Source organism: Burkholderia sp. Z1, assembly GCF_014893795.1.
Lineage (GTDB): Bacteria > Pseudomonadota > Gammaproteobacteria > Burkholderiales > Burkholderiaceae > Burkholderia > Burkholderia theae.
On record NZ_JACFYL010000002.1, the window covers coordinates 530,010 to 551,805 of the forward strand.

23 protein-coding genes are annotated in these 21,796 nt (G+C 67.7%); 8 read left to right on the top strand and 15 right to left on the bottom strand.

Annotation, left to right across the window (positions count from 1 at the left end; genetic code table 11):
• Window positions 1–58: 58 nt before the first annotated feature.
• A complete protein-coding gene (locus H3H55_RS19435) occupies window positions 59–484 on the bottom strand; it encodes a PACE efflux transporter (RefSeq protein WP_193099822.1) in 426 nt (141 codons plus the stop codon).
• Window positions 485–631: 147 nt separating this feature from the next.
• Here H3H55_RS19435 and H3H55_RS19440 point away from each other — a divergent pair, with 147 nt between their 5' ends.
• Window positions 632–1,573 carry a LysR substrate-binding domain-containing protein gene (locus tag H3H55_RS19440; protein WP_193099823.1) on the top strand — a complete coding sequence of 314 codons (942 nt, stop codon included), beginning with the start codon at window positions 632–634 and terminating at the stop codon, window positions 1,571–1,573.
• Here H3H55_RS19440 and H3H55_RS19445 read toward each other — a convergent pair.
• The 3 genes from H3H55_RS19445 to H3H55_RS19455 all read right to left on the bottom strand — a co-directional run bounded on the left by H3H55_RS19445 (window position 1,560) and on the right by H3H55_RS19455 (window position 3,860).
• Entirely contained in the window at window positions 1,560–2,708 is a 1,149-nt protein-coding gene (locus tag H3H55_RS19445) for a WD40/YVTN/BNR-like repeat-containing protein (RefSeq protein ID WP_193099824.1), read from the bottom strand. The two genes, H3H55_RS19440 and H3H55_RS19445, sit on opposite strands and share 14 nt — an antisense overlap.
• Before the next feature lie 75 nt (window positions 2,709–2,783).
• Window positions 2,784–3,053, bottom strand: a complete 270-nt coding sequence (locus H3H55_RS19450; RefSeq protein ID WP_193099825.1) for a MoaD/ThiS family protein — start codon at window positions 3,051–3,053, stop codon at window positions 2,784–2,786.
• A 117-nt stretch (window positions 3,054–3,170) separates the two neighbouring features.
• Complete coding sequence (locus H3H55_RS19455; RefSeq protein ID WP_129515723.1) at window positions 3,171–3,860, bottom strand: aspartyl/asparaginyl beta-hydroxylase domain-containing protein; 690 nt, start codon at window positions 3,858–3,860, stop codon at window positions 3,171–3,173.
• Between the two features lie 216 nt (window positions 3,861–4,076).
• On the opposite strand from H3H55_RS19455, the gene H3H55_RS19460 reads away from it, so the two are divergent.
• Together H3H55_RS19460 and H3H55_RS19465 are read left to right on the top strand one after the other, a co-directional pair.
• A complete protein-coding gene (locus H3H55_RS19460) occupies window positions 4,077–4,421 on the top strand; it encodes a DUF4148 domain-containing protein (protein ID WP_048242611.1) in 345 nt (114 codons plus the stop codon).
• Between the two features lie 71 nt (window positions 4,422–4,492).
• The gene (locus H3H55_RS19465) at window positions 4,493–4,768 is read left to right on the top strand and encodes a DUF4148 domain-containing protein (protein WP_193099826.1); all 276 of its coding nucleotides are present in this window, start codon (window positions 4,493–4,495) and stop codon (window positions 4,766–4,768) included.
• Between the two features lie 232 nt (window positions 4,769–5,000).
• Here the strand turns inward: H3H55_RS19465 and H3H55_RS19470 are convergent, their stop codons facing one another.
• From H3H55_RS19470 to H3H55_RS19480, 3 genes are all read right to left on the bottom strand, one after another.
• Window positions 5,001–5,528 (bottom strand): cytochrome b, encoded by a 528-nt coding sequence (locus H3H55_RS19470; RefSeq protein WP_193099827.1) that lies wholly within the window; start codon window positions 5,526–5,528, stop codon window positions 5,001–5,003.
• Window positions 5,529–5,597: 69 nt separating this feature from the next.
• Complete coding sequence (locus tag H3H55_RS19475; protein ID WP_193099828.1) at window positions 5,598–7,064, bottom strand: ATP-binding protein; 1,467 nt, start codon at window positions 7,062–7,064, stop codon at window positions 5,598–5,600.
• Complete coding sequence (locus tag H3H55_RS19480) at window positions 7,061–7,720, bottom strand: response regulator (protein ID WP_129515719.1); 660 nt, start codon at window positions 7,718–7,720, stop codon at window positions 7,061–7,063. The genes H3H55_RS19475 and H3H55_RS19480 overlap by 4 nt, the downstream gene beginning before the upstream one ends.
• A 276-nt stretch (window positions 7,721–7,996) precedes the next feature.
• Here H3H55_RS19480 and H3H55_RS19485 point away from each other — a divergent pair, with 276 nt between their 5' ends.
• From H3H55_RS19485 to H3H55_RS19495, 3 genes are all read left to right on the top strand, one after another.
• Complete coding sequence (locus tag H3H55_RS19485) at window positions 7,997–8,347, top strand: hypothetical protein (protein WP_129515718.1); 351 nt, start codon at window positions 7,997–7,999, stop codon at window positions 8,345–8,347.
• 61 nt (window positions 8,348–8,408) lie between these two features.
• Window positions 8,409–9,578, top strand: a complete 1,170-nt coding sequence (hpnI, locus tag H3H55_RS19490) for a bacteriohopanetetrol glucosamine biosynthesis glycosyltransferase HpnI (RefSeq protein WP_193099829.1) — start codon at window positions 8,409–8,411, stop codon at window positions 9,576–9,578.
• Window positions 9,575–10,654: a lysylphosphatidylglycerol synthase domain-containing protein gene (locus H3H55_RS19495; protein ID WP_193099830.1), complete on the top strand. Its 1,080-nt coding sequence runs from the start codon at window positions 9,575–9,577 to the stop codon at window positions 10,652–10,654. The genes hpnI and H3H55_RS19495 overlap by 4 nt, the downstream gene beginning before the upstream one ends.
• 21 nt (window positions 10,655–10,675) lie before the next feature.
• Here the strand turns inward: H3H55_RS19495 and denD are convergent, their stop codons facing one another.
• The 8 genes from denD to H3H55_RS19535 form a co-directional block, all read right to left on the bottom strand.
• On the bottom strand, window positions 10,676–11,647 hold the full coding sequence (gene denD / locus H3H55_RS19500) for a D-erythronate dehydrogenase (protein ID WP_193099831.1): 972 nt from the start codon (window positions 11,645–11,647) through the stop codon (window positions 10,676–10,678).
• 28 nt (window positions 11,648–11,675) lie between these two features.
• Window positions 11,676–12,452: a 2-oxo-tetronate isomerase gene (gene otnI / locus H3H55_RS19505; protein ID WP_193099832.1), complete on the bottom strand. Its 777-nt coding sequence runs from the start codon at window positions 12,450–12,452 to the stop codon at window positions 11,676–11,678.
• Between the two features lie 75 nt (window positions 12,453–12,527).
• Window positions 12,528–13,853 carry an MFS transporter gene (locus H3H55_RS19510; RefSeq protein WP_129515713.1) on the bottom strand — a complete coding sequence of 442 codons (1,326 nt, stop codon included), beginning with the start codon at window positions 13,851–13,853 and terminating at the stop codon, window positions 12,528–12,530.
• A 112-nt stretch (window positions 13,854–13,965) separates the two neighbouring features.
• On the bottom strand, window positions 13,966–14,604 hold the full coding sequence (locus H3H55_RS19515; protein ID WP_193099833.1) for an aldolase: 639 nt from the start codon (window positions 14,602–14,604) through the stop codon (window positions 13,966–13,968).
• Window positions 14,601–15,890 (bottom strand): 3-oxo-tetronate kinase, encoded by a 1,290-nt coding sequence (otnK, locus tag H3H55_RS19520; protein WP_193099834.1) that lies wholly within the window; start codon window positions 15,888–15,890, stop codon window positions 14,601–14,603. The genes H3H55_RS19515 and otnK overlap by 4 nt, the downstream gene beginning before the upstream one ends.
• Window positions 15,891–15,909: 19 nt before the next feature.
• The gene (ltnD, locus tag H3H55_RS19525; protein ID WP_193099835.1) at window positions 15,910–16,800 is read right to left on the bottom strand and encodes an L-threonate dehydrogenase; all 891 of its coding nucleotides are present in this window, start codon (window positions 16,798–16,800) and stop codon (window positions 15,910–15,912) included.
• Between the two features lie 71 nt (window positions 16,801–16,871).
• Complete coding sequence (locus H3H55_RS19530) at window positions 16,872–17,576, bottom strand: FadR/GntR family transcriptional regulator (RefSeq protein WP_129515709.1); 705 nt, start codon at window positions 17,574–17,576, stop codon at window positions 16,872–16,874.
• Window positions 17,577–17,765: 189 nt separating this feature from the next.
• The gene (locus H3H55_RS19535) at window positions 17,766–18,839 is read right to left on the bottom strand and encodes a GlxA family transcriptional regulator (protein WP_193099836.1); all 1,074 of its coding nucleotides are present in this window, start codon (window positions 18,837–18,839) and stop codon (window positions 17,766–17,768) included.
• 289 nt (window positions 18,840–19,128) lie between these two features.
• Between H3H55_RS19535 and H3H55_RS19540 the strand changes: the two genes are divergently transcribed.
• Together H3H55_RS19540 and H3H55_RS19545 are read left to right on the top strand one after the other, a co-directional pair.
• Window positions 19,129–20,514: an L-serine ammonia-lyase gene (locus H3H55_RS19540; RefSeq protein WP_129515707.1), complete on the top strand. Its 1,386-nt coding sequence runs from the start codon at window positions 19,129–19,131 to the stop codon at window positions 20,512–20,514.
• Between the two features lie 16 nt (window positions 20,515–20,530).
• Window positions 20,531–21,775, top strand: coding sequence for a sarcosine oxidase subunit beta family protein (locus tag H3H55_RS19545; protein ID WP_048242597.1), 1,245 nt, complete (start codon window positions 20,531–20,533; stop codon window positions 21,773–21,775).
• Window positions 21,776–21,796 lie beyond the last annotated feature (21 nt).

Consider the following 21,796-nt stretch of genomic DNA (forward strand, 5'->3'; position numbering starts at 1 on the left):
TCCCGCATCGCGCGGGCGGGCCGCGTCGTTTTTGCGCGATTGCGTGCGGACACAACCGTCACGATCCCTTCGTCGCCGCCGGCACGTCGAACACGCGATCGAACGCCCACTGAAATACGAACGCGTAGCAGAAGAAGAACGCGAACAGCCCGATATCGACGACGAACGCGTCGAACCACGAGATGTCGAGCCACCACGCCACGACAGGCGCGAGCATGAAGATCAGCCCGCCCTCGAAACCGGTGGCGTGCAGGATCCGCCGGCCGAGCGTGCGCGCCGGCTGCCGGCGCGACGCTTCCCAGCGCTCGAACAGCGCGTTGAAGATCATGTTCCACAGCAGCGCGATCGCCGACATCGTCGCCGACAGCGCGCCCGAATACACGAGGTCCTGCTTGAAGATCGCCGCGATCACGGGCGAGATGCAGGAGATGGCGATCGCTTCGTAGAGCACCGCCTGCGTGATCCTGCGCGGTAGGCCTTGCACGTTGTTTCTCCGGTTCTTCGGCAACCGCCGCGGCACCGTGCCGCGACGTCCCGCAAGGCTACCCGCGTTGCACACGCGCCTCAATTCACCTAATCTCACCCCGATTGAATCGAATTCAACCCGGCCGCATCCGGCCCGCGAGGCCCCGTGTTCTCGAAAATTCCCCTGACCGCATTGCGTGTATTCGAGTCGTCGGCGCGGCTCGGCACGTTCAAGGCCGCCGCGGACGAACTGTCCGTGACGCCGGCCGCCGTGTCGCACCAGATCAAGTCGCTCGAAAGCCGGCTCGGCGTGCTGCTGTTCGAGCGCGGCGCGAGTGGCGTGCGGCTCACGGACGCGGGCGAGCGGCTGTTTCGCGCGAGTCACGATGCGCTGCTTGCGCTGAGCCGAGGGCTGGACGCGGTGCGGCCCGAGGCGGCCGGCGAGCGTACGCTCGTGCTGACGACCACGCCCGCGTTCGCCGCAATGTGGCTGATTCCGCGGCTCGGCCGGTTTCGCCGCGTCGATCCGGAATTGAACATCAAGGTCGAAACCGGCAACGCGCTCGTCGATCTCGAACGCGATGCGCGCATCGATGTCGCGATTCGCGCGACGTCGCGCACGTTCCCGGGCCTGCACGAGATCGCGCTGCTCGACGAGTATTTCGGCGCGTATGCGGCCGCCGGTTTCGACGCGCATCGCACGGACGAGCGGCTCGATTTGATCGAGACCGTGTGGGATACACCGCTACCGATATCGATCGACTGGGCATCGTGGTGCCGCGCGGCAGGCCGGGAAACGTGGCTCGAACGCGCGGTGTTCCGGCATTACGACGACGAGCAGTACGCGTTGCAGGCCGTGTTGCACGGGCAGGGCGTCGCGTTGTTGAGCTCGGTGCTGGTTGCCGAGCACGTCGAGCGTGGCGCGCTGGTGCCGGTCGAGCCGTCGGTGCGGCTCGGCGGCGCGCGCTTCGTCGCGCTGTGCCGGCCCGGGCGGGAGCGCGAACCGCAGGTCAGGCGGTTTCTCGACTGGCTCGAAGCGGAAATCGCGCAGACGCGTGAGGCGGTGGCGCGGATGACGGACGAGCGCCGCACCGTCACCCGAACCTGACGCAATACACCGGCGGCAAATGTGCGGACACCATCTGCCAGTTTTCGCCACCGTCGCTGGACGTCCATAACCCGCCGGTCGTCGACGCCATCGCGAGACGCGTGCCGGAATCGTCCACTGCCAGCCCGTGGCGATACACGAGGTCGTATGCGGGCGCGGCCGGCAACCCGTTCGAGAAGCTCACGAAACTGCGGCCGCCGTCGCGTGTGCGTGTGACGACGAACCGGCCGTTCACCGGAATCCGGCACGCATCCTTCACGGCCGGCACGAACCACGCCGTGTCCGGTTCGTTCGGATGCACGGCGACCGCGAAGCCGAAGCTCGAAGGCTGCGCTTCGATCCGGCGCCAGTGCTCGGCGCCGTCAGTCGAACGGAAGATCGCGCAGTGATGCTGGGTCCACAGTACGTCCGGGTTGGCCGGGCACTGCACGACGCGGTGCGGGTCCTGCGCGTTGGGTTCGCCGCGCCGTTCGGGCGGCATGTAATCGGCTTCCATGCCGTCGGCGGTGACGCGCCAGGTCGCGCCGCCGTCAAAGGTCTGCCAGACGCCGCCGCACGAGATGCCGATCGTCACGTGCCGGCTGTCGCGCGGGTCGACCATCACCGAATGGATGCCCGGCGCGTCGTACCCGCCGCCACCCCATTCGGCGCGCTCCGGGCGGTCCCACAGCGGGCGGTTAAGCACCCACGAGTCGCCGTGATCGTCGGAGCGGAACAGGCCGCCGGGTATCGTGCCGGCCCACAGTACGCCCGGCTCGTCGGCGCCGCCGGCTTCGAGCGACCAGATCTGCTGAAGCGTCCACGGCGGCTGCGGCGGGCCGGGGGGCTCGTCGTCCGCGTCGGCCGTGCCGGCATTCACGCTGGCGCCGGCAGGCGGTTCGTCGGCAGGCTGCGGCGGATAGACGGGGACGGCGCATTCTTCCCAGTCGGCGGCTCCCGCGCGCCTGCGGTGCAGTTTCACGCCGAAATGGCCGAGGTTGAGCGCCGCGTACAGCGTTCCGTCGCGCGGGTCGGCGAGCGCCATGCTGACCGGCTCGCCGACGAAATGCGGTTCGCCGAGCGTCCAGCCGCCGTTGCCGTCGGGCTGCAGAATGAACAGGCCCTTGCGGGTGGCGACGAGCAATCGATCGTTCATGTCGGATGTCTCCTGGTGGCCCGGCCTGGCGCTCTGGTGCGTGGGCGCCTGGTCGGAGTCCATGCATCAGTCTTCTTATCCGCCCGTCAGCGCCTGGACGACATAAACCCGGCTGGTGTCGCCGAGCGCATCGGACAGGTGTTGCCGGTCGCGGATCGGGTGGCCGTCGATGAATACCGACAGGTGTTTTCGCAGCGCGCCCTGGTCGTCGACGATGTAGCCGCGCAGCCGCGGCCGTTCGCCGAAGACGGTCTCGAAGGCCTCGCCGAGCGTTCGCGCGTCGATGTCGCGCTCGGGCGTTGCGACGTGCCGCTGGATCGAGGCGGCGAAGAAAAGGTGCGCCATGGCGGTGGCTGGCAGGAGCCGCGCGGAGGGGACGGTCTGTAGTTTAGGCGATCCGGCGGGGGCCGAAAGGTGGGATGGAGCCGCCCGGCGAGATAGGGTGTGCCGGCCGGTCGTGCGCTAGACCGGAATCGACCGCCCGCGAATCCGGATCCCGAGCCGTACGACGCCGATCACCGCATTCGACAGCCACGTGAGCAAGCGCGGCATCCCGCGCCGGCGGATATCGAGCAGCAGCACGATCCGCACTTCATCGCTGTCGTTCCACACCTCGTGCATGAACGTGTCGTCCCACAGCAGGAAGCGGCCTTCGTCGAGCCGGTATTCGCGGCCGTCGACCTTCAGCACGGCGGCCGGCGTGCCGTCCGCGCGCTTCGGCATCGACAGCACGAGATAACCACGCAGGATGCCGCGAAACGGCCCGCGATGCGGCGGAATGTGTTTGCCCGGTGCGAGGAACGACAGCGACGCGGACAGCACGTCCGGTGACGCCGCAACCAGCGACGCGACGGTCGGGCAGCGCGACAGGTTGCGCGGGAACGGCTGGCCGTACGCCTGCATGATGAACATCCGCCAGTCGCGCGCATCGTTGGCCGAGATGTCGTACTGCTCGCGCATGATCTCGTGGAAGCGCGGAATGCGCGGCATGTCGCGCGCGACGGCGAGCGCTTCCGCCTGGATCGCCGGCCATGCGCGCACGAAACGCTCGGCGTCGGGGAAGGCGGCCGTGTCGAGCACCGAGCCGCCGTCGATATGGCGGTCGTACAGCGTGCGCAGCAGGCCGGCTGCATAGTCGTAAACGACGGACATGGTCGATCGAAAGGCGATCCGTATGAAGTGTCGTCAGTCTGCACGAAGCGTAATGGGCGCTGCGTTACGTGAGATTACGCCGGCTGACGAAAGAATGACAGTTCGATGAATGTCCGGCGCAAGCAATTTGAATCCTGCCGCGCGGGAATAAACGAACCCGCTCCGTCGTCATACGGGTGTAGCACGTCGTCTCGTTGACTTCTGAAGGAGCAAACCATGAACAAGCATTGGCTGGTGGCCGCCACGGTAGCGGCGATTTCTCTCGCGGGTGTCGCAGCGCAAGCGTCGGCACAGGAACTGACGCGCGCGCAGGTCAGGCAGGAACTGATCGACGCGGAAAACAACGGGCTGCGCTTCGTGACCGACACGTCGTATCCGGACGTGAGCCCGCTGTTCCAGCAGCAGGCCCAACAAATGCCGCAGCGTCAGTCCAGCACGGCGGTCGGCAGCGATCCGGCCGTTTCATCCGAAGCGGGCAAGCCGGCAACGATGTCGCCGCGCCAGCGCCCGGCCGCATGCGTCGGCCCGGCGAGCTTCTGCACGATCTATTTCGGTAGCTGATACAAGCGCCTGCGTTCGCAGGTCAGGCATTCACGACGGTTGATCGATACGGAACATTGATGGAGTTCATGATGAAAACATATATCGTAGTACTGACGATGATCGGCGTGATCGTCGGTCAGTCGGCCTTCGCGCAATCGGCCGCGCCGCTGACGCGTGCGCAGGTTCGCGAGGAGCTGATGCGCCTGGAAGCGGCCGGGTATGACCCGTCGAAGGGAGACGATGGCGAGTACCCGGCCGATATCCAGGCCGCGCAAGCGAAGGTCGCCGCGCAGGATCAGGCGAGGATGGCGGCACTTGCCGCGAAGGCGGCCGGCGCCGGTGCGCCGGCACCGGCCGGGAACTAGACGGCGATGTGTACTGGTGTGGTGTCGGCGCATCCGGTTTCCAGCCGGACGGGCGGGGTGCGGAGCAGGCATGCGGCGTCGCGCCCCCGCGGGCAGCGCCGCGCGGCTCGGCGCAGACGCGTGGCGGCTCAGGGCGCGAGGCGCATGCCGTTCGACGCGGCGGAACGATAAAGACGAATCCGGACAACCCGTTTCTTGCGCGCAATCACGCGCCGGGCCGCGGGCGATGCGATCACCAGGGCATCATGCGCTGCATGACCTGATCGCGCAGCACGAAGCGGTGCGCCAGCGCGCCGGCAATGTGCAGGCAGATGCCGCCGAACAGCACCCACGCGAGGATGCCGTGCACGTCGCCCATCGCGTGACCGAATCCGGAGCCGGCCGCCGACAGCGCCGGCAACGGGATGACACCGAACAGCGTCACGGCCCACGCGCGCGACGATGCGTTGATCCAGCCGAGCAGCGGCACGGCGATCAGCAGCGCGTAGAGCGCGAAATGCGTCGCGCCCGACAGCGCGCGCATCGCGGGCGCCAGGTCACTCGCGGGCGGGCGATGGGTCATGCGCCAGAGCACGCGGCAAGCCATCGCCGCGAGCAACGCGGTACCCACGATCAGGTGCGCGGCGATCAGGCCGATCGGTTGCGTATCGCGATGCACATCGGGCATCGTCCAGCCGATCACATACTGCGCGACGACCAGCGCCACGATCAGCCAGTGAAGAAGGCGTGCAACTGCGTCATAGCGGGCGGGCGTGGGCATGAAGTCTCCTGACGAACGGCGGGGATCGTATGTGTCGGCGGATTCTACGACTGAATCCTTAACGAAACGTTAAGCACGCGGTATCGCACTCGAGCGGTCGCCGTGTTCGTCGGCCGGCGCATCGCGCGGCGACGAACCGGCCGCGTCCGCCGACGGCAGTGCGATCACGACGCCCAGGCCTTGACCGCCGATGCCCGGCTCGAACTGCACGGTGCCGCCGAAGTATTGCGCGATGCGCTTGACGATCGACAGCCCGAGCCCGCTGCCGGGCGACTGCGCGCCGCTGCCGCGATAGAAGCGATCGCCGAGCCGTTCGTGCTCGCCGGGGGCGACGCCCGGCCCGTCGTCGCGCACGACGATGCGTTGCAGCGCGCCGTCGTCGTGCACGCCGAGTTCGATGTGGCCGCCCGGGCGGCCGTACTTCACGGCGTTGTCGACGAGATTGTCGAGCAGGATCCCGAGCAGGATCGGATCGGCATCGATCGCCCGTTCGGATGCATCGCCGGCCACGAGGTCGATCGCCTTGTCCGACGCTTTCGCGAGATGGCGATCGATGGCGGCGTCGACAAGTTCGCGTACGACGACGGCGCGCGTCGGAATGCGTTCGTACTCGTCGAGCCGCGCGAGCAGCAGCAACTGTTCGGCGAGACGCGCGCTGCGGTCGACGCCTTGCACGACGCGCTGCATCGCGAGCTGCTTGCGCGCCGGATCGTCGGTTGCGATCGCCACCTGGGCCTGAACCTTGATCGCGGCCAGCGGGGTCTTGAGTTCGTGCGCCGCGTCGGACGTGAAGGCGCGTTCGCGCACGATCGATTGCCGCAGCCTTGCCAGCAGGCGGTCGATCGCGTCGACCAGCGTGCGCACTTCGTCCGGCACGGTGGCGACGTCGAGCGGTTCGAGCGATCGCGCATCGCGCGCGCCGATCTGCGTCGACAGCGTCTTCAACGGCGCGAGACTGTGCCCGATCATGTACCAGAGGAGCAGCGCCAGCACCGGGAGCGCGACGATCAGCGGCAAGACGATCCCGCGCGCGATGCCGGTCGCCAGATCGCTGCGCGTGTTGATCGTTTCCATCACGCGGATCCAGCGCCCCGACGCGCTGTCGTGCAGCGTGTGCGTGCGCCATTGCGCGCCGCCGATGACGATCGTCCAGGGGGCGCCACGCGGTTCGCGTGCATCGGGCAGGCCGGCGGTGTCGGCCGGCAGGCTCGACGCGATGACGTGGTTCTGCGCGTCGCGTACCTCGAACAGCACGTCGCGCGGCAGGCGGTCGCCGTCGTTGTTGGCGGGGCTCGATCCTGAAGCGCCGAGCGCGAGTTCGACGCGTGCGTCGGGCGGAAAGCGGGCGAGGCGGGCGAGGTCGGCCGGCGAGAGACCGACGAGCAGCGATGCATATTCGACGAGGCGCGCGTCTTCCCATTCGCCGATTTCGCGCGTGGCGTGCCGGAAGCCGCCGAACACGGCGACGATCCAGACGACGGTGACGCAGCCGAGCGCCATCGCCGACACGCGGCGTCGTATCGAGCGCGAGATCATGGTGCGTCGACGACGTAACCGATGCCCCGGACGGTGCGGATCAATTCCGCGCCGAGCTTTTTGCGCAGGTTCGAAATATGGACCTCGATCGCATTGCTTTCGATGCCTTCCTGCCACCCGTACAGGCCGTCCTCGAGACGCGCGCGCGACTGGGGCGTGCCCGGGTGGCTGACGAGCTGAACCAGGATGGCCCATTCCCGTGACGTGAGCGCGATGCGCGCCGCATCGCGTGTCACCGTATGGGTGGTCAGGTCGATCGTGATGTCGCGCCAGACGATCTCGTCGCCGGCGCGGCCCTGCGAGCGTCGCACGAGCGCGCGACAGCGGGCGAGCACTTCGGACAGCTCGAACGGTTTCGCGAGATAGTCGTCGGCGCCGTCGTCGAGGCCGCGGACGCGGTCGGCGACGGTGCCGCGCGCGGTCAGCACCAGCACGGGGACCGTGTCGCCCGCGTCGCGCAACGCACGCAGCAGTTCCGTGCCGGATTTTCCGGGCAGGCCGAGATCGAGCACGACGAGCGCGAAGCGGGTCGACGCGAGCGCGGCCGCGGCCGCGTGGCCGTCGCGCAGCCAGTCGACGTGATAGCCGGCCTGGCTCAGGCTGATCTCGAGGCCGCTGCCGATCAGATCGTCGTCTTCAACAAGGAGGAGTCGCATGGTCGATTCGCGTGCAGGTGTCTGCGATTGTACGAGCCCCACTGTGCGTGCCATGCAACGGATTGTAATTGAGCGGTCTCGAGCATCGAGCGATTCTGAAGAACGCTTAAGGTTCGCTGTCGGCATTCCCGCTACTATCGGCCACACCATTTCTCCCCCTGATCCCGATCCGGGTTTGCCGCGTCCGTCACGGACCGCGCACTGGCCCACGAATCCGCGACCCTTCAGTTTGATTTCAGATCGATTCGGGTCGCCTGCACGGGAGGTTCATTCTTGATGGCACCTTCGACGATCGAGCGATGGCGCGCCCACCTGCTGATCGCCGCGCTGGCCGGCATGCTGATTCAATGTTTCGTGCTGGTGTCGCTACTCGCGTTGCGCGTACCCGAAGCGTTTTTCACCACGATGACATTTCGCGTATGGACTGTCGTCGCGGTCGCGACCGCGATCCTTTCGGCCCGCAAGCTTGCCGATGCGGCGTTCAGGGCCGCGCTCGCGTGCGGATACGTGCGCATGACAGGAATCGATCGCCGCACGGTAGTCGTGTCATCTGATTGCGCGTATCGTCGCTTGGTCGTCCTTCACATCCGGCTCAACGGGAATCGATACGGCAGCGTGCACGGGTGATCCCGCGTGTGTGCGGCCGTCCGGGGCATAACAGCCGTACGGGTCACCACTGGGGAGAAGCATGGTTTTGCTGCATGTGCTGCACGCGCTGGCCGGGGTAATGTCGATCGTCTGCGGATTGGGCGTGTTGCTGGGCATTGCATACACGGTCACGGCCAGTGTGCTGGTCGGCAGGTTCTTTTCCCGGGCGGCGGCGGAGCCACGCGATTTTCCGGGCGTCACCGTCGCGAAGCCGCTGCACGGCGACGAATGGCATCTCGTACACCATCTCGAAAGCTTCTTCGTCCAGAATTATCCAGGGCCGGTCCAGCACCTGTTCGGCGTGCACGATGCGGGCGACGCGGCGCTCGCGGCCGTCGAGGCGCTGCGGGCGCGCTACCCGGACGCGAACATCAAGGTCGTCGCCGATGCGCGGCTGTACGGGCCGAACCGCAAGATCGCCAATCTCGTGAACATGCTCGAACACGCGGAGTATTCGGTGCTCTGTCTGGCCGACAGCGACGTGGTGGTCGAGCGCGATTATTTGCGCGCCGTCGTCGGCGCGCTACAGCAGCCGGATGTCGGCATCGTGACGAGCGTGTATCGCGGCATCGCATCGCCGGGCTTCTGGCCCGGTGTCGCCGTCGCGATGACGAACTACCATTTCCTGCCGGGCGTGATCACCGGGCTCTTTCTCGGGCGCGCGCGTCCTTGCTTTGGCCAGACGATTGCGTTCACGCGCGCGACGCTCGAACGCATCGGCGGGCTCACGCGTTTCGCCCATCACCTGGCCGAGGATCACGCGCTCGGCGAAGCGGTGCGGCAGGCGGGTGCGCAGGTCGTCATTCCGCCGTTCGTGGTCGGGCATGCGTGTGTCGAAGAGACCTTCGCCAAGCTGTACGCACACGAATTGCGCTGGAGCTGCACGATCCGCGCGGCGGACCGGCTCGGCCATGCCGGTTCGGTGCTGATGCACCCGCTGCCGCTCGCGCTGCTGGCGCTGCTGTTCTCCGGCGGCACGGTCGCGGCTTGCGCGCTGACGGTCGCGGCGCTCGCCGCGCGCGCGCTGCTGATGCTGAAAACGAGCCGTGCGACCGGCGCCGGTCTGCGCGGCGTGGCCTGGCTGCCGTTCGTCGATATGCTGCAGTTCCTGGTCTTCGTGTCGAGCTTCTTCTCGTCGCATGTCGTGTGGCGCGGCACGCGCTTTCGCGTCGACCGGGAAGGCCTGCTGTCGCCCGCGAGCGAATCATGACGATGGAAACGGACACCGACGCGGATCGACAGTCCGCCCGTCACGAAGCACGGCTGCGGCATGCGGGGCGTGCGGCCGCGCTGGGCGGGCTGGCGCTCGCCGTGTGGCTGATCTGGCGCGAGCATCCGCTGGAGATCCTGCACCGCCTGCAGATCGCCGGCGCCGGGCTGCTGCTCGCCGCGCTGGCCCACATCCTGCCGATGCTCGCGAATGCGTGGGACTGGCGGATGCTGATCCGCGGCCCGCGCCGCCCGTCGTTCGCGACGATGCTCAAGCTCGTCTGGATCCGCGAATCGATCAACGGGCTGTTGCCGGTCGCACGGATCGGCGGCGAGATCGTGTCGTTCAGCCTGCTGCGGCAGGCGGGCGTGCGCCCGGCGACCGCCGTGGCCAGCCTCGTCGCCGACATGCAGCTGACGCTGATCAGCCAGCTGGTGTTCGCGCTGATCGCGATCGCCTACGTGCTCGAACGCGTGTCGTCCGATGCCGCGCGGGTGGCCGCGAACCTCGCCATCGGCATGGCCGCGCTGGTGCCGGTGCTGCTGCTGTTCGCGCTGGTGCAGCATGCGCGGCCGTTCGAACGCGCGACGCGCGCACTCAACCGCCTCACGAGCGGCAAGGTGGTGGCGCTGGTCGGCGAATCGGCGCGCACCGATCAGTCGATCCGGATGATTTGGAGAAAGACCGGCATCGTCGTGCGTTATCTCGCGATCTGGCAGACGCTGCAGTTCATCGGGTATGCGCTGGAAATCTGGCTGGCGCTGTATTTCCTCGGCGCCGATCCGACCTTTGCACAGGCGCTCGCGATCGAGGCACTAATCCAGCTCGTCAGCAGCATCGCATTCCTGATGCCGGGTGGCCTGGGCGTGCAGGAGGGCGGGTTCGTACTGATCGGCGGGCTGCTCGGGTTCGATCCGCCGACCTGTCTCGCACTGGCCGGCGCCCGCCGCGTGCGTGATCTGCTGTTCTATCTGCCGGGCTTGCTGGCGTGGCAGTGGGCGGCCGGTTCGGCGAAGCGGCCGGGCGAAACGAAACGCGCGTCGCTGCATATCGGGGAATCTGCCCGGCCGCGCTGACGCGGCCCGGCGAGGCGTGAATCAGCGCTGTTCGTCTGCGATATGGCTGCGGATCACGTCCGCGAACGACGTGTCGCCCTTCAGCCCGAGCGCCTCCGCGCGCGTCGTGTCCCACCGGCCCGGCCAGCTGCCGACGATCTTCTCGACACGCTCGTCGGGCGCATGGCGGATCAGCTTCACGACGTCGTCGCCGGCCACTTCGCGCAGCGCCGCGATCATCTCGTCAACCGACACCGACAGGCCGGGCAGGTTGATCACGCGCTTGTTGCCGAGCTTCGCGCTGTCGATCTCGCAGCCCGCGACCAGTGCGTCGATCGCGCCGCGCGGCGACAGCAGCCACAGCCGCGTCGACCCCGGCACCGGACACACGCTTTCCTCGCCGTTCAGCGGTTCGCGAATGATGCCGCTCGCGAACGACGACGCGGCCGCGTTCGGGCGGCCGGGCCGCACGCTGATCGTCGGCAGGCGCAGCACGCGGCCGTCGACGAAGCCGCGCCGCGCGTAATCGCACAGCAGCAGTTCGGCGATCGCCTTCTCGGCGCCGTACGACGATTGCGGGTTCAGCGCGGTATCGTCCTGCACGACGTCGGGCAGCGTGCCGCCGTAGACCGCGACGGAGCTCGTGAACACGACGCGCGGCTGGTGGCCGCGCGCGCGGCACACTTCGAGCAGCGTGCGCGATGCGTCGAGGTTGATCCGCATGCCGAGATCGAAATCGGCTTCGGCCTGCCCGCTGACGATTGCCGCGAGGTGGAAGATCGCGCCCGTCTGCGTGTCGATCGCGCTGTCGAGCACCGCGCGATCGGCGATGTCGCCGACGATCGACGTCACGCGTGCGTCGCCGAAATCGCTGCCCTTCACGACGTCGAGCAGCACCAGCTCGTCGATTTTCGCGATCCGGCCGTCGGGCCCGGTCAGTTCGCCGCGCTCGAGCAGCTTGCGCGCGAGACGCTGGCCGAGAAAGCCGGCGCCGCCGGTGATCAGTACTTTCATGTTCTTCATCCTTACGGGAATACGTGAATTACAGGTACGGCTTGATCCAGCCGAGACCTTCGGACGTGCCGGCCTTCGGGCGGTATTCGCAGCCGATCCAGCCGTCGTAGCCGAGCGCGTCGATCAGCTCGAACAGATACGGGTAGTTGAGTTCGCCGAGATCCGGCTCGTGGCGCTCGGGCACGCCCGCGATCTGGATGTGGCCGATGCCCGCGAAATCGCGCTTGAGCTTCATCGCGAGATCGCCTTCGACGATCTGGCAGTGGTAGCAGTCGAACTGCACCCTCAGGTTCGGCGCGCCGACTTCCGCGCAGATCGCCTGCGCGTCGTCCTGGCGGCTCAGGAAATAACCGGGCATGTCGCGCTGGTTGATCGGCTCGATCAGGATCGTGACGCCGTGCGCGGCGGCGGCCTGTGCCGCATGCCGCAGGTTCGACAGGTAGGTGTCGCGATGGCGCGCGCGGTCGGCGCCCGGCGCGACCATGCCGGCCATCACGTGCAGCTTCCGGTTGCCGAGCACGCGCGCATAGTCGAGCGCCTGGTCGATGCCGCGGCGGAACTCGTCCTCGCGGCCCGGCAGCGCCGCGATGCCGCGTTCGCCCGCGGCCCAGTCGCCGGGCGGCGCGTTGAACAGCGCCTGTTCGAGGTTGTGCGTGTCGAGGCGCGCGCGGATGTCCTCGGCGGCGAAGTCGTACGGGAACAGGTACTCGACGGCCTTGAAGCCGTCGTAGGCGGCAGCGGCGAAGCGTTCGAGGAACGCGTGCTCGTTGTACATCATCGAGAGGTTGGCGGCGAAGCGTGGCATGGCAGCGGTCCTGTGAATGAATGGGGCGGGGCGGCAGGCGCCCCGCGTCGAATGGCGGCTAGGTGGTTCAGCGGCTCAGCGGTTCACGAGTTTCGCGGGCGTGAGCCACACGGCGATCGCGCCGATCACGAGCATGGCCGCCAGCACGTACATGCCGGACGACGTGCTGTGCGTGACGTCCTTCAGGTAGCCGATCACGTACGGGCTCGCAAAACCGGCGAGGTTGCCGACCGAGTTGATGATGGCAATTCCGGCGGCGGCCGCGGAGCCCGCGAGGAACGCGGTCGGCAGCGACCAGAACAGCGGCGCGCAGGTCAGCACGCCGCCCGCCGCGAGCGACAGGAACACGATCGACACCGCCGTATTGTGCGAGTACGACGCGGCGACCGCAAACCCGACCGCGCCCATCAGCGCCGGCACGATCAGGTGCCAGCGGCGTTCGCGGCGCTTGTCCGCGCTGTGGCCGAACAGGTTCATCACGACGATCGCGACGAGGAACGGGATCGCGGACAGCAGGCCGATCTGCAGCGTATCGGTGATGCCGGTCGATTTCACGAGCGTCGGCATCCAGAACGTGAGCCCGTACTGGCCCGTGACGAACGCGAAGTAGATCAGCGACATCCACCACATGCGCGGGTCCGAGAACACGGCCTTCAGCGAGTGGCCGTGCTTACCCTGTTCCTGCGGCTGCGCGGCGATTTCGTCTTCGAGCAGCTGTTTCTCGCGCTCGTCGAGCCACTTCGCGCCGCGGATGCTGTTGTCGAGATACAGGATCGTCGCGATACCGATGAGCACGGCCGGCACGGCCTCGATCATGAACATCCATTGCCAGCCGTGGAAACCCGAGCCGCCGTGGAAGCGCTCCATGATCCAGCCCGACAGCGGGTTGCCGAAGATGCCCGACACGGGAATCGCGGACATGAACACCGCGATGATCTTCGCGCGGCGATGCGACGGGAACCAGTACGTGAGGTACAGGATCACGCCGGGATAAAAACCGGCTTCCGCGAGACCGAGCAGGAAGCGCAGCACGTAGAACTGCGTCGGCGTCTTCACGAACGCGAACAACGCGGACAGCAGGCCCCACGTGATCATGATCCGCGCGATCCAGATACGCGCGCCGAGGCGGTGCATCAGCAGGTTGCTCGGCAGTTCGAACAGGAAATAGCCGAGGAAGAAGATGCCCGCGCCGAGCCCGAACACGGTTTCGCTGAACGCGAGATCCTGCGACATCTGCAGCTTCGCGAAGCCGACGTTCACGCGATCGAGATACGCGACCACGTAGCAGAGCATCAGGAACGGCACGATGCGCCAGAACACTTTCTTGTAGGTGCGGTCGAGTTCGGCCGAGTGGGCGGGCGCGGCGGGCGAGCGGCTTGCGGCCGCGTCGAGAGCAGTCATCGTCGTCTCCAATGATGTCGTGTGCCGGCGGCGCGTAGGCCGCCGGATCGTTTGTGTGTGCTGACGGAAGGGCCCGCGCACACGGCGGGCATGGGAATCGGTATGCGACGCGTTACCAGCGCGCGCCGAAAGTCTCGCGCAGTGCGTCGAGCGCCGCGTCGGAAAGCGGCTCGGGTTTCGGGTTCGTCATCAGCCACAGCCGTGCCGTTTCCTCGAGCTCCTCGAGCGCATACGACGCGTGCGATACCGACGGCCCCCACATCACCGGGCCGAGGCGGTCGAGCAGCACGCCGCGCACCTGGTCGGCGAGCGCCGCGACTTCGGCCGCGACGTCGGGGTCGCCGGGGCGGCGATAACGGATCAGCGGAATGTGGCCGACCTTCATCACGTAGTACGGCGTGATCGGCGGCAGCACGTCGGTGTCTCGCCATACGCCCGCGAGCGTCAGCGCGACGAGGTGCGTCGAATGCGTGTGGACGACGCCGTTTGCGTCGGCATTGCGCGCGTAGATGCCGCGATGCAGCGCGAGTGTCTTCGACGGCTTGCCGCCCGATACGGGCTGGCCGTCGACGCCGACCTTCGCGATATCGTTCGGGTCGAGCCGGCCGAGGCACGCATCGGTCGGCGTGATCAGCCAGCCGTCGGGCAGGCGTGCGCTGATGTTGCCGGCGCTGCCCACCGCGTGGCCGCGCGCGTACAGGCTCGCGCCGACGACGCAGATTTCTTCGCGCAGTTTTGCTTCGTGGCTCATCGTGCGGCTCCGTCCAGTGCGCGCAGCGCCTTGTCGAAAAAGTCCGTCGTGCCGAAGTTGCCGGATTTCAGCGCGAGGCCGAGCGGCCGCGCGTCGATGGTGAGCGTGGCCGGCACGCCGGGATCGATCTGCGCGCCGATTTGCAGTGATTTCACGTCGAGCGCCTGCACGACCGCGCCGGACGTTTCGCCGCCGGCGACGACGAACTTGCGTACGCCGAGTTCACGCAGGCCGCGCGCGATCGCCGCGAGCGTGCTTTCGACGAGATGGCCGGCCGCCTCGACGCCGAGCGCTTGCTGCACGGCCTTCACTTCGTCGGGCGTCGCGGTCGCGTAGATCAGCACGGGCTGCGGCAGGTGCGAGCGCGCAAAGGCCAGCGCCTGATCGACGACCGGCTCGCCGCGCGACGCCGCGAGCGGATCGATACGGAAGCTCGGCCGCGTCGCGCGCCATGCGGCGACCTGCGCGTTGGTCGCTTTCGACGCGCTGCCGGCGAGCACGGCCGACAGCCCGTCGATGCGCGGCAGCGCGGCCGCGTTGTCGCGCTCGGGCAGCAATTCCGCGCGGCGGAAATTCGCGGGCAGGCCGAGCGCAACGCCCGAGCCGCCGGTGACGAGCGGCAGGCCCGCGCACGCTTCGCCGAGTACGTAGAGATCGCGGTCCGACAGCGCGTCGGCGATCGCGAAGCGCGCGCCTTCCGCGCGCAGCTGGTCGATCCGCGCGCGCACGGCGGCCGCGCCCAGCGCGATCGTGTCGTAGCGGATCAGGCCGACCGGCGACTTCGTCTGGCGTTGCAGCACGCGCACGAGGTTCGCGTCCTGCATCGGCGTGAGCGGATGGTTCTCCATCCCCGATTCGTTCAGCAGCACGTCGCCGACGAACAGGTGGCCGCGATAGATCGTGCGGCCGTTCTCGGGGAATGCCGGGCACGCGATCGAGAAACCGCCGCCGGCCGCGTCGAGCAGCGCGTCGGCGACGGGCCCGATGTTGCCCGCGTCGGTCGAGTCGAATGTCGAGCAGTACTTGAAGAAGAACTGCCGGCACCCTTGCGCGCGCAACCATTCGTATGCGGCGAGCGATTGCGCGACGGCGTCGGCCGCGGGGATCGTGCGCGACTTCAGCGCGACGACGATCGCGTCGGCGTCGAGCGCGGCGCCGTCGGCGGGCATGCCGATCGTCTGCACGGTGCGCATGCCGCTCTTGACGAGCATGTTCGCGAGATCGGTCGCACCGGTGAAATCGTCGGCGATGCAGCCGAGCAGGGGACGGGAAGCGGAAGCGGTCATGGCGGGAACGTCGTTCGAATCAGCGGGCGGGCGGCAGCGTGATGCCGGGGAAAGTCTTGATCACGGCGGAATCGTCCTCGCCGCCGTGGCCGGCGCTCGACGCGCTCATGAACATCTGGTGCGCGGTGGCCGACAGCGGCAGCGGGAACTTGCTGCGGCGTGCGGTATCGAGCACGAGGCCGAGATCCTTCACGAAGATGTCGACGGCCGACAGCGGCGTGTAGTCGCCGTTCAGGATGTGCGGCACGCGGTTCTCGAACATCCACGAATTGCCGGCGCTGTGCGTGATCACGTCGTACAGCGCGTCGACATCGACGCCTTCGCGCAGGCCCAGCGCCATCGCCTCGGCCGCCGCCGCGATATGCACGCCGGCCAGCAGCTGGTTGATGATCTTCACTTTCGAGCCGATGCCGTGCGCGTCGCCGAGGCGATAGACCTTGCCGGCGATCGCGGCGAGCACGTCCTCGCAGCCCGCGTACGCGGCGGCCGGGCCCGACGTCATCATCGTCATCTCGCCGGACGCCGCGCGCGCGGCGCCGCCCGACACGGGCGCATCGAGCATCTGCAGGCCGGCGGCCTCGATCCGCGCGCCGAGCGCGACCGCGAATTCGGGCGCGACCGTCGCGCTCGCGATCACGACGCCGCCGGGCTTCATCGCCGCGACCGCGCCGTGCTCGCCGAACAGCACCGTTTCGGTCTGCGCGGCATTGACGACGAGCGTGACGACGACGTCGCACTGCGCGCCGAGTTCGGCCGGTGTCGCGCAGGCGATGCCGCCTTCGGCGGCGAACGCCTGCAGCACGGTGTCGCGCACGTCGCACGCGTGCACGCGCAAGCCTGCGCGCAGCAGCGAGCGGGCGACGCCGAGGCCCATCGCGCCGAGGCCGATGACTCCAACATTTCGTGACATGGTCAACCTTGATCGATTCGGGGGGAGGTTCGGGACAACGGCGGCGCCGGGTTCGGCGGCGGCCGCCGGCTTCAGCAGATGCCGGCTTCCGCGAGACGGCGGGCAGCGTTGTACATGTGCGTGCGCGCCGCGTTGCGCGCCGCCATTGGGTCGCGCGCACGGATCGCGTCGGCGATCGCGGCGTGTTCCTCGCGCACCTGGCGCGAGAAGTCCTCGCGCGTCGCTTCGTTGCGCCGCGTGACCTTCACGCCGGCTTCGAGGTACTGGTTCAGGAACTGCAGCGTCTTCAGGAAATACGGGTTGCCGGTGACGGCCGCGATCGTGCGGTGGAATGCGACGTCTTCCGCGACGCCGTCGCGCCCTTCGGCCACCGCATCGTCGATCTTGCGCAGTGCGTCGTCGATGTCGGCCATGTCGTCGGCGGTGTGGTGCAGCGCGGCTTCGGCCGCGACTTCAGCCTCGATCGCGCGGCGCACCGCGAGCAGGTGCGGCAGCGAGCTCGCCTCGACGGCTTCCGCGTAGTCGATCCGCAGCGGCCGGATCGCGCCGTGCTGGTTCACGAACACGCCGCTGCCCTGGCGCGGCTCGACCACGCCTTCGTTCTTCAGCCGCGAGATCGCCTCGCGGATCACGGTGCGGCTCACGCCGAATTCCTGCGCGAGCACGGCTTCGGTCGGCAGCTTGCCGCTGGCCGAGAAACTGCCGACTTCGATCTGCTTGAGCAGTTGCTGCGCGACATGGTCGCTCATCGCACGGGCGGGAATTTTCTCGAACATGATGCTCTGGTTTGTAAGGTGATGTGGTCATCATACAAATTTGAATGTGCATCAGCATCCGGGATAACCCTCGGTTAACGGTGGCCAACGTCGGTCAAATCATCTGGTACCGGTTCCATTGGCGCCGAAATCGACGCGATCGTGTGTCGTTCCACGGTCGATCGGAAAGGGGGCAGGTGCCCGCGGCCGTCAGTCGGCGATGTCCTCGACGGGGTCGGCCGCCGCGTCCGGCGCGTCGCCGGCTTCCACGACTTCACCGCCACGCTCCCGATAGGCCGCCGGCGGCACGCCGAACTGCTTGCGGAATTCGCGCCCGAGGTGCGATGCATCGGCGAACCCGCAGCTCGACGCGATATCGGCGACGGTCCGGTCCGAACTCGTCAGCAGCCACGCGGCGGTGCGCAGCCGCACCTGCTTCGCGAACGCCTGCGGGCTCTTGCCCGTCTCGGCCTTGAACAGCCGCTCGAGCTGCCGCGTCGACAGGTCGAGCTTGCACGCGAGCTCCTCGAGCGGCAGCGTGCGCCCGACATGCTGTTCCATCAGGAGAATCGCGCGCTTGACCTTCGGGTGCGTCGCCGGTTCGAGGCCCGGCGGATGCGGCTGCGGCGCATTGCCTTTCTGCATCTCGCCGACGAGCAGGATGCGCAGCGCCTTCTGCACGGTCGCGTGATCGAAATGGCGCAGCAGGATCGCGGCGGCGACGTCGATCGACGCGCGGCCGCCCGAACAGGTGATCCGGCGGCGGTCGATCACGAACAGCCGGTCGGCGATCAGGAGGTCGGGATCGGCGTTCGGAAAGCGTTCGATGAAATCCCAGTAGTGGAACCAGCTCACGCAGGTGCGGTAGCCGTCGAGCACGCCGGCGCGCATCAGCGTGAACACGCCGGTGCAGATGCCGACGACCGTCGCGCCGCCCGTCGCCGCGCGGCGGATGAAATCGAGCGTTTCAGCGCCGGCTTGCGGCCCCGAATGCAGCAACCCGCCGACCACGACCACGTAGTCGAACGGTTCGGCCGCTTCGAACGTTTCCCACGGTGTGATCTGGATCCCGCAACTCGCGCGCACCGGCGCGAGGGTCTCGCCGATCACGCTCCACGCGCAGCGCACGGGCTTGCTGTAGTCGCCGTCGTCGGCCGACAGCCGCAGCATGTCGACGAAGCCCGAGAAGGCCGTCAGCGTGAAGTTCGGCAGCAGCACGATGCCGAAGCGGATGCGCCGCGGCGCGGGTTCTGCAAGGGGGGAAGCGGGTACGTCGGGTGTCATCGCGGCCAATCTCGTCACGCCGGGCAGGCGGTCTCACTCGTTTCACTCTGTTTGCGGGTACGGCTGCCGAGGCGGCGCGGATGAAGCCAGCGTCGCCGATCGGCCCGGGCCGGACTTGTGGTTTTCCGTCGCGAACCATCGCCAAAACGCACTTTCGGGCCGGCCGGCACGGTGCTTGGCGGCGGTATCCCACGTCGATGCCGTTTTTGTTCTATCGGCCAATTTTACGCTTTGGTGTACTGGCGTCCAATCAACGTCACTCAACGCGTGAAAGCGCAAAGGCAGCCAGATGAACGTCAGCGCGTTCGACCTGTTCAAGATCGGTATCGGCCCGTCCAGTTCGCATACGGTCGGCCCGATGATCGCCGCGTGCCGCTTCGCGTCGCACGTCGAGGACGCGAACCTGCTCGGCTTCGTGCGCCGCGTGCGGATCGAGCTGTACGGCTCGCTCGGCGCGACCGGCAAGGGCCACGGCACCGACAAGGCCGTGCTGCTCGGCCTCGAGGGCCACCTGCCCGACACGATCGATCCCGACCTGATCGAGCCGCGGCTCGCCGCGATCCGCGCGGAGAAGTCGCTGTCGCTGCTCGGCAAGCAGACGGTCCGCTTCGAGGAAAAGGAGCACATCGGCTTCTATCGCAAGCTGATGAGCGGCACGAGCATCGTGCACCCGAACGGGATGCGCTTCCAGGCGTTCGACGAACACGGCCAGCTGCTGGTCGAGAAAGAGTATTACTCGGTCGGCGGCGGTTTCGTCGTGAACCGCGACGGCGATCGCGTGAACGGCGTGCGCGCGGCGGTCGAGGTGCCGTATCCGTTCCGCACCGGCGACGACCTGATGCGGCAGTGCCGCGAACACGGGCTGTCGATCGCCGAGCTGATGCTGCGCAACGAATCCGCGCTGCGCCCCGCCGACGAAGTGCGCGCCGGGCTGCTCGCGATCTGGCGCACGATGGCCGCGTGCGTCGAACGCGGCTGCAAGGTCGAGGGCGAGCTGCCGGGCCCGATGCGCGTGAAGCGCCGCGCGGCCGAGCTGAACGGCCGCCTGCGCGCGCGTTCGGAAGAGTCGCTGCGCGACCCATTGTCGATGCTCGACTGGGTCAACCTGTACGCGATGGCCGTCAACGAGGAGAACGCGGCGGGCGGGCGCGTCGTGACCGCGCCGACCAATGGCGCGGCCGGCGTGATTCCCGCGGTGCTGCACTACTACGTGAAATTCGTACCGGGCTCGAACGAAGCCGGCATCGTCGAATTCCTGCTGACGGCCGCGGCGATCGGAATCATCTACAAGGAAACCGCGTCGATCTCCGGCGCGGAAGTCGGCTGCCAGGGCGAAGTGGGCGTCGCGTGTTCGATGGCCGCCGCGGCACTCGCGGCCGTGATGGGCGGCACGCCCGACCAGGTCGAGAATGCCGCCGAGATCGGCATGGAGCACAACCTCGGGATGACCTGCGACCCCGTCGGCGGGCTCGTGCAGATCCCGTGCATCGAACGCAACGCGATGGGCGCGATCAAGGCGCTGAACGCGTCGCGCATGGCGCTCAAGGGCAACGGCCAGCACTACGTGTCGCTCGATTCCGTGATCAAGACGATGCGCGAGACCGGTGCCGACATGAAGACGAAATACAAGGAAACGTCGCGCGGCGGTCTCGCCGTGAACGTCATCGAATGCTAACGAAGGGTCAATCATCATGAGCCGCTACTCGATATTCAGCCTGTTCCGCAACGGCCTCTCGTATCACGAGAACTGGGAAAAGCAGTGGAAGAGCCCGGAACCGAAGAAGGAATACGACGTCGTGATCGTCGGCGGCGGCGGCCACGGCCTCGCGACCGCGTACTACCTCGCGAAGGAACACGGGATCACGAACGTCGCGATCCTCGAGAAGGGCTGGATCGGCGGCGGCAACACCGCGCGCAACACGACGATCGTGCGCTCGAACTATCTGTGGGACGAATCGGCCGCGCTGTACGAGAAGGCGATGAAGCTGTGGGAAGGGCTGTCGCAGGACCTGAACTACAACGTGATGTTCAGCCAGCGCGGCGTGATGAACCTCGCGCACACGCTGCAGGACGTGCGTGACACCGAGCGCCGCGTGAACGCGAACCGGCTGAACGGCGTCGACGCCGAGTTCCTGACGCCCGAGCAGATCAAGGAAATCGAGCCGACCATCAACCTGAACAGCCGCTACCCGGTGCTCGGCGCATCGATCCAGCGCCGCGCGGGCGTCGCGCGTCACGATGCGGTGGCCTGGGGCTTCGCGCGCGGCGCGGACCGCGCCGGCGTCGACATCATCCAGAACTGCCAGGTGACGGGCATTCGTCGCGAAGGCGGTGCGGTGGTCGGCGTCGATACGGTGAAGGGCTTCATCAAGGCGAAGAAGGTCGCGGTGGTCGCGGCCGGCAACACGACGACGCTCGCCGACATGGCCGGCGTGCGCTTGCCGATCGAGAGCCACCCGCTGCAGGCGCTGGTGTCCGAGCCGATCAAGCCGGTCGTCAACTCGGTGATCATGTCGAACGCGGTGCACGCGTACATCAGCCAGTCCGACAAGGGCGACCTCGTGATCGGCGCGGGCATCGACCAGTACACGGGCTTCGGCCAGCGCGGCAGCTTCCACATCATCGAAAGCACGCTGCAGGCGATCGTCGAGATGTTCCCGGTGTTCTCGCGCGTGCGGATGAACCGCCAGTGGGGCGGCATCGTCGACGTGTCGCCGGACGCGTGCCCGATCATCACCAAGACCGACGTGAAGGGCCTCTATTTCAACTGCGGCTGGGGCACCGGCGGCTTCAAGGCGACGCCCGGCTCGGGCTGGGTGTTCGCGCACACGATCGCCCGCGACGAACCGCATCCGCTGAACGCGCCGTTCGCGCTCGACCGCTTCTACACGGGCCACCTGATCGACGAGCACGGCGCTGCCGCCGTGGCGCACTAACCCGACCATTGGAGAAAGAAA

Excerpts from the sequence above, each read along its gene's own strand:
- H3H55_RS19470 (WP_193099827.1), bottom strand. The coding sequence starts at position 5,528 with ATGCCCACGCCCGCCCGCTATGACGCAGTTGCACGCCTTCTTCACTGG.
- H3H55_RS19480 (WP_129515719.1), bottom strand. The coding sequence starts at position 7,720 with ATGCGACTCCTCCTTGTTGAAGACGACGATCTGATCGGCAGCGGCCTC.
- otnI (WP_193099832.1), bottom strand. The coding sequence starts at position 12,452 with ATGCCACGCTTCGCCGCCAACCTCTCGATGATGTACAACGAGCACGCG.
- H3H55_RS19495 (WP_193099830.1), top strand. The coding sequence starts at position 9,575 with ATGACGATGGAAACGGACACCGACGCGGATCGACAGTCCGCCCGTCAC.
- otnK (WP_193099834.1), bottom strand. The coding sequence starts at position 15,890 with ATGACCGCTTCCGCTTCCCGTCCCCTGCTCGGCTGCATCGCCGACGAT.
- H3H55_RS19455 (WP_129515723.1), bottom strand. The coding sequence starts at position 3,860 with ATGTCCGTCGTTTACGACTATGCAGCCGGCCTGCTGCGCACGCTGTAC.
- H3H55_RS19515 (WP_193099833.1), bottom strand. The coding sequence starts at position 14,604 with ATGAGCCACGAAGCAAAACTGCGCGAAGAAATCTGCGTCGTCGGCGCG.
- H3H55_RS19445 (WP_193099824.1), bottom strand. The coding sequence starts at position 2,708 with ATGAACGATCGATTGCTCGTCGCCACCCGCAAGGGCCTGTTCATTCTG.
- H3H55_RS19460 (WP_048242611.1), top strand. The coding sequence starts at position 4,077 with ATGAACAAGCATTGGCTGGTGGCCGCCACGGTAGCGGCGATTTCTCTC.
- H3H55_RS19465 (WP_193099826.1), top strand. The coding sequence starts at position 4,493 with ATGAAAACATATATCGTAGTACTGACGATGATCGGCGTGATCGTCGGT.
- ltnD (WP_193099835.1), bottom strand. The coding sequence starts at position 16,800 with ATGTCACGAAATGTTGGAGTCATCGGCCTCGGCGCGATGGGCCTCGGC.
- H3H55_RS19545 (WP_048242597.1), top strand. The coding sequence starts at position 20,531 with ATGAGCCGCTACTCGATATTCAGCCTGTTCCGCAACGGCCTCTCGTAT.
- H3H55_RS19510 (WP_129515713.1), bottom strand. The coding sequence starts at position 13,853 with ATGACTGCTCTCGACGCGGCCGCAAGCCGCTCGCCCGCCGCGCCCGCC.
- H3H55_RS19540 (WP_129515707.1), top strand. The coding sequence starts at position 19,129 with ATGAACGTCAGCGCGTTCGACCTGTTCAAGATCGGTATCGGCCCGTCC.
- H3H55_RS19475 (WP_193099828.1), bottom strand. The coding sequence starts at position 7,064 with ATGATCTCGCGCTCGATACGACGCCGCGTGTCGGCGATGGCGCTCGGC.
- H3H55_RS19485 (WP_129515718.1), top strand. The coding sequence starts at position 7,997 with ATGGCACCTTCGACGATCGAGCGATGGCGCGCCCACCTGCTGATCGCC.
- H3H55_RS19450 (WP_193099825.1), bottom strand. The coding sequence starts at position 3,053 with ATGGCGCACCTTTTCTTCGCCGCCTCGATCCAGCGGCACGTCGCAACG.
- H3H55_RS19535 (WP_193099836.1), bottom strand. The coding sequence starts at position 18,839 with ATGACACCCGACGTACCCGCTTCCCCCCTTGCAGAACCCGCGCCGCGG.
- denD (WP_193099831.1), bottom strand. The coding sequence starts at position 11,647 with ATGAAAGTACTGATCACCGGCGGCGCCGGCTTTCTCGGCCAGCGTCTC.
- H3H55_RS19530 (WP_129515709.1), bottom strand. The coding sequence starts at position 17,576 with ATGTTCGAGAAAATTCCCGCCCGTGCGATGAGCGACCATGTCGCGCAG.
- hpnI (WP_193099829.1), top strand. The coding sequence starts at position 8,409 with ATGGTTTTGCTGCATGTGCTGCACGCGCTGGCCGGGGTAATGTCGATC.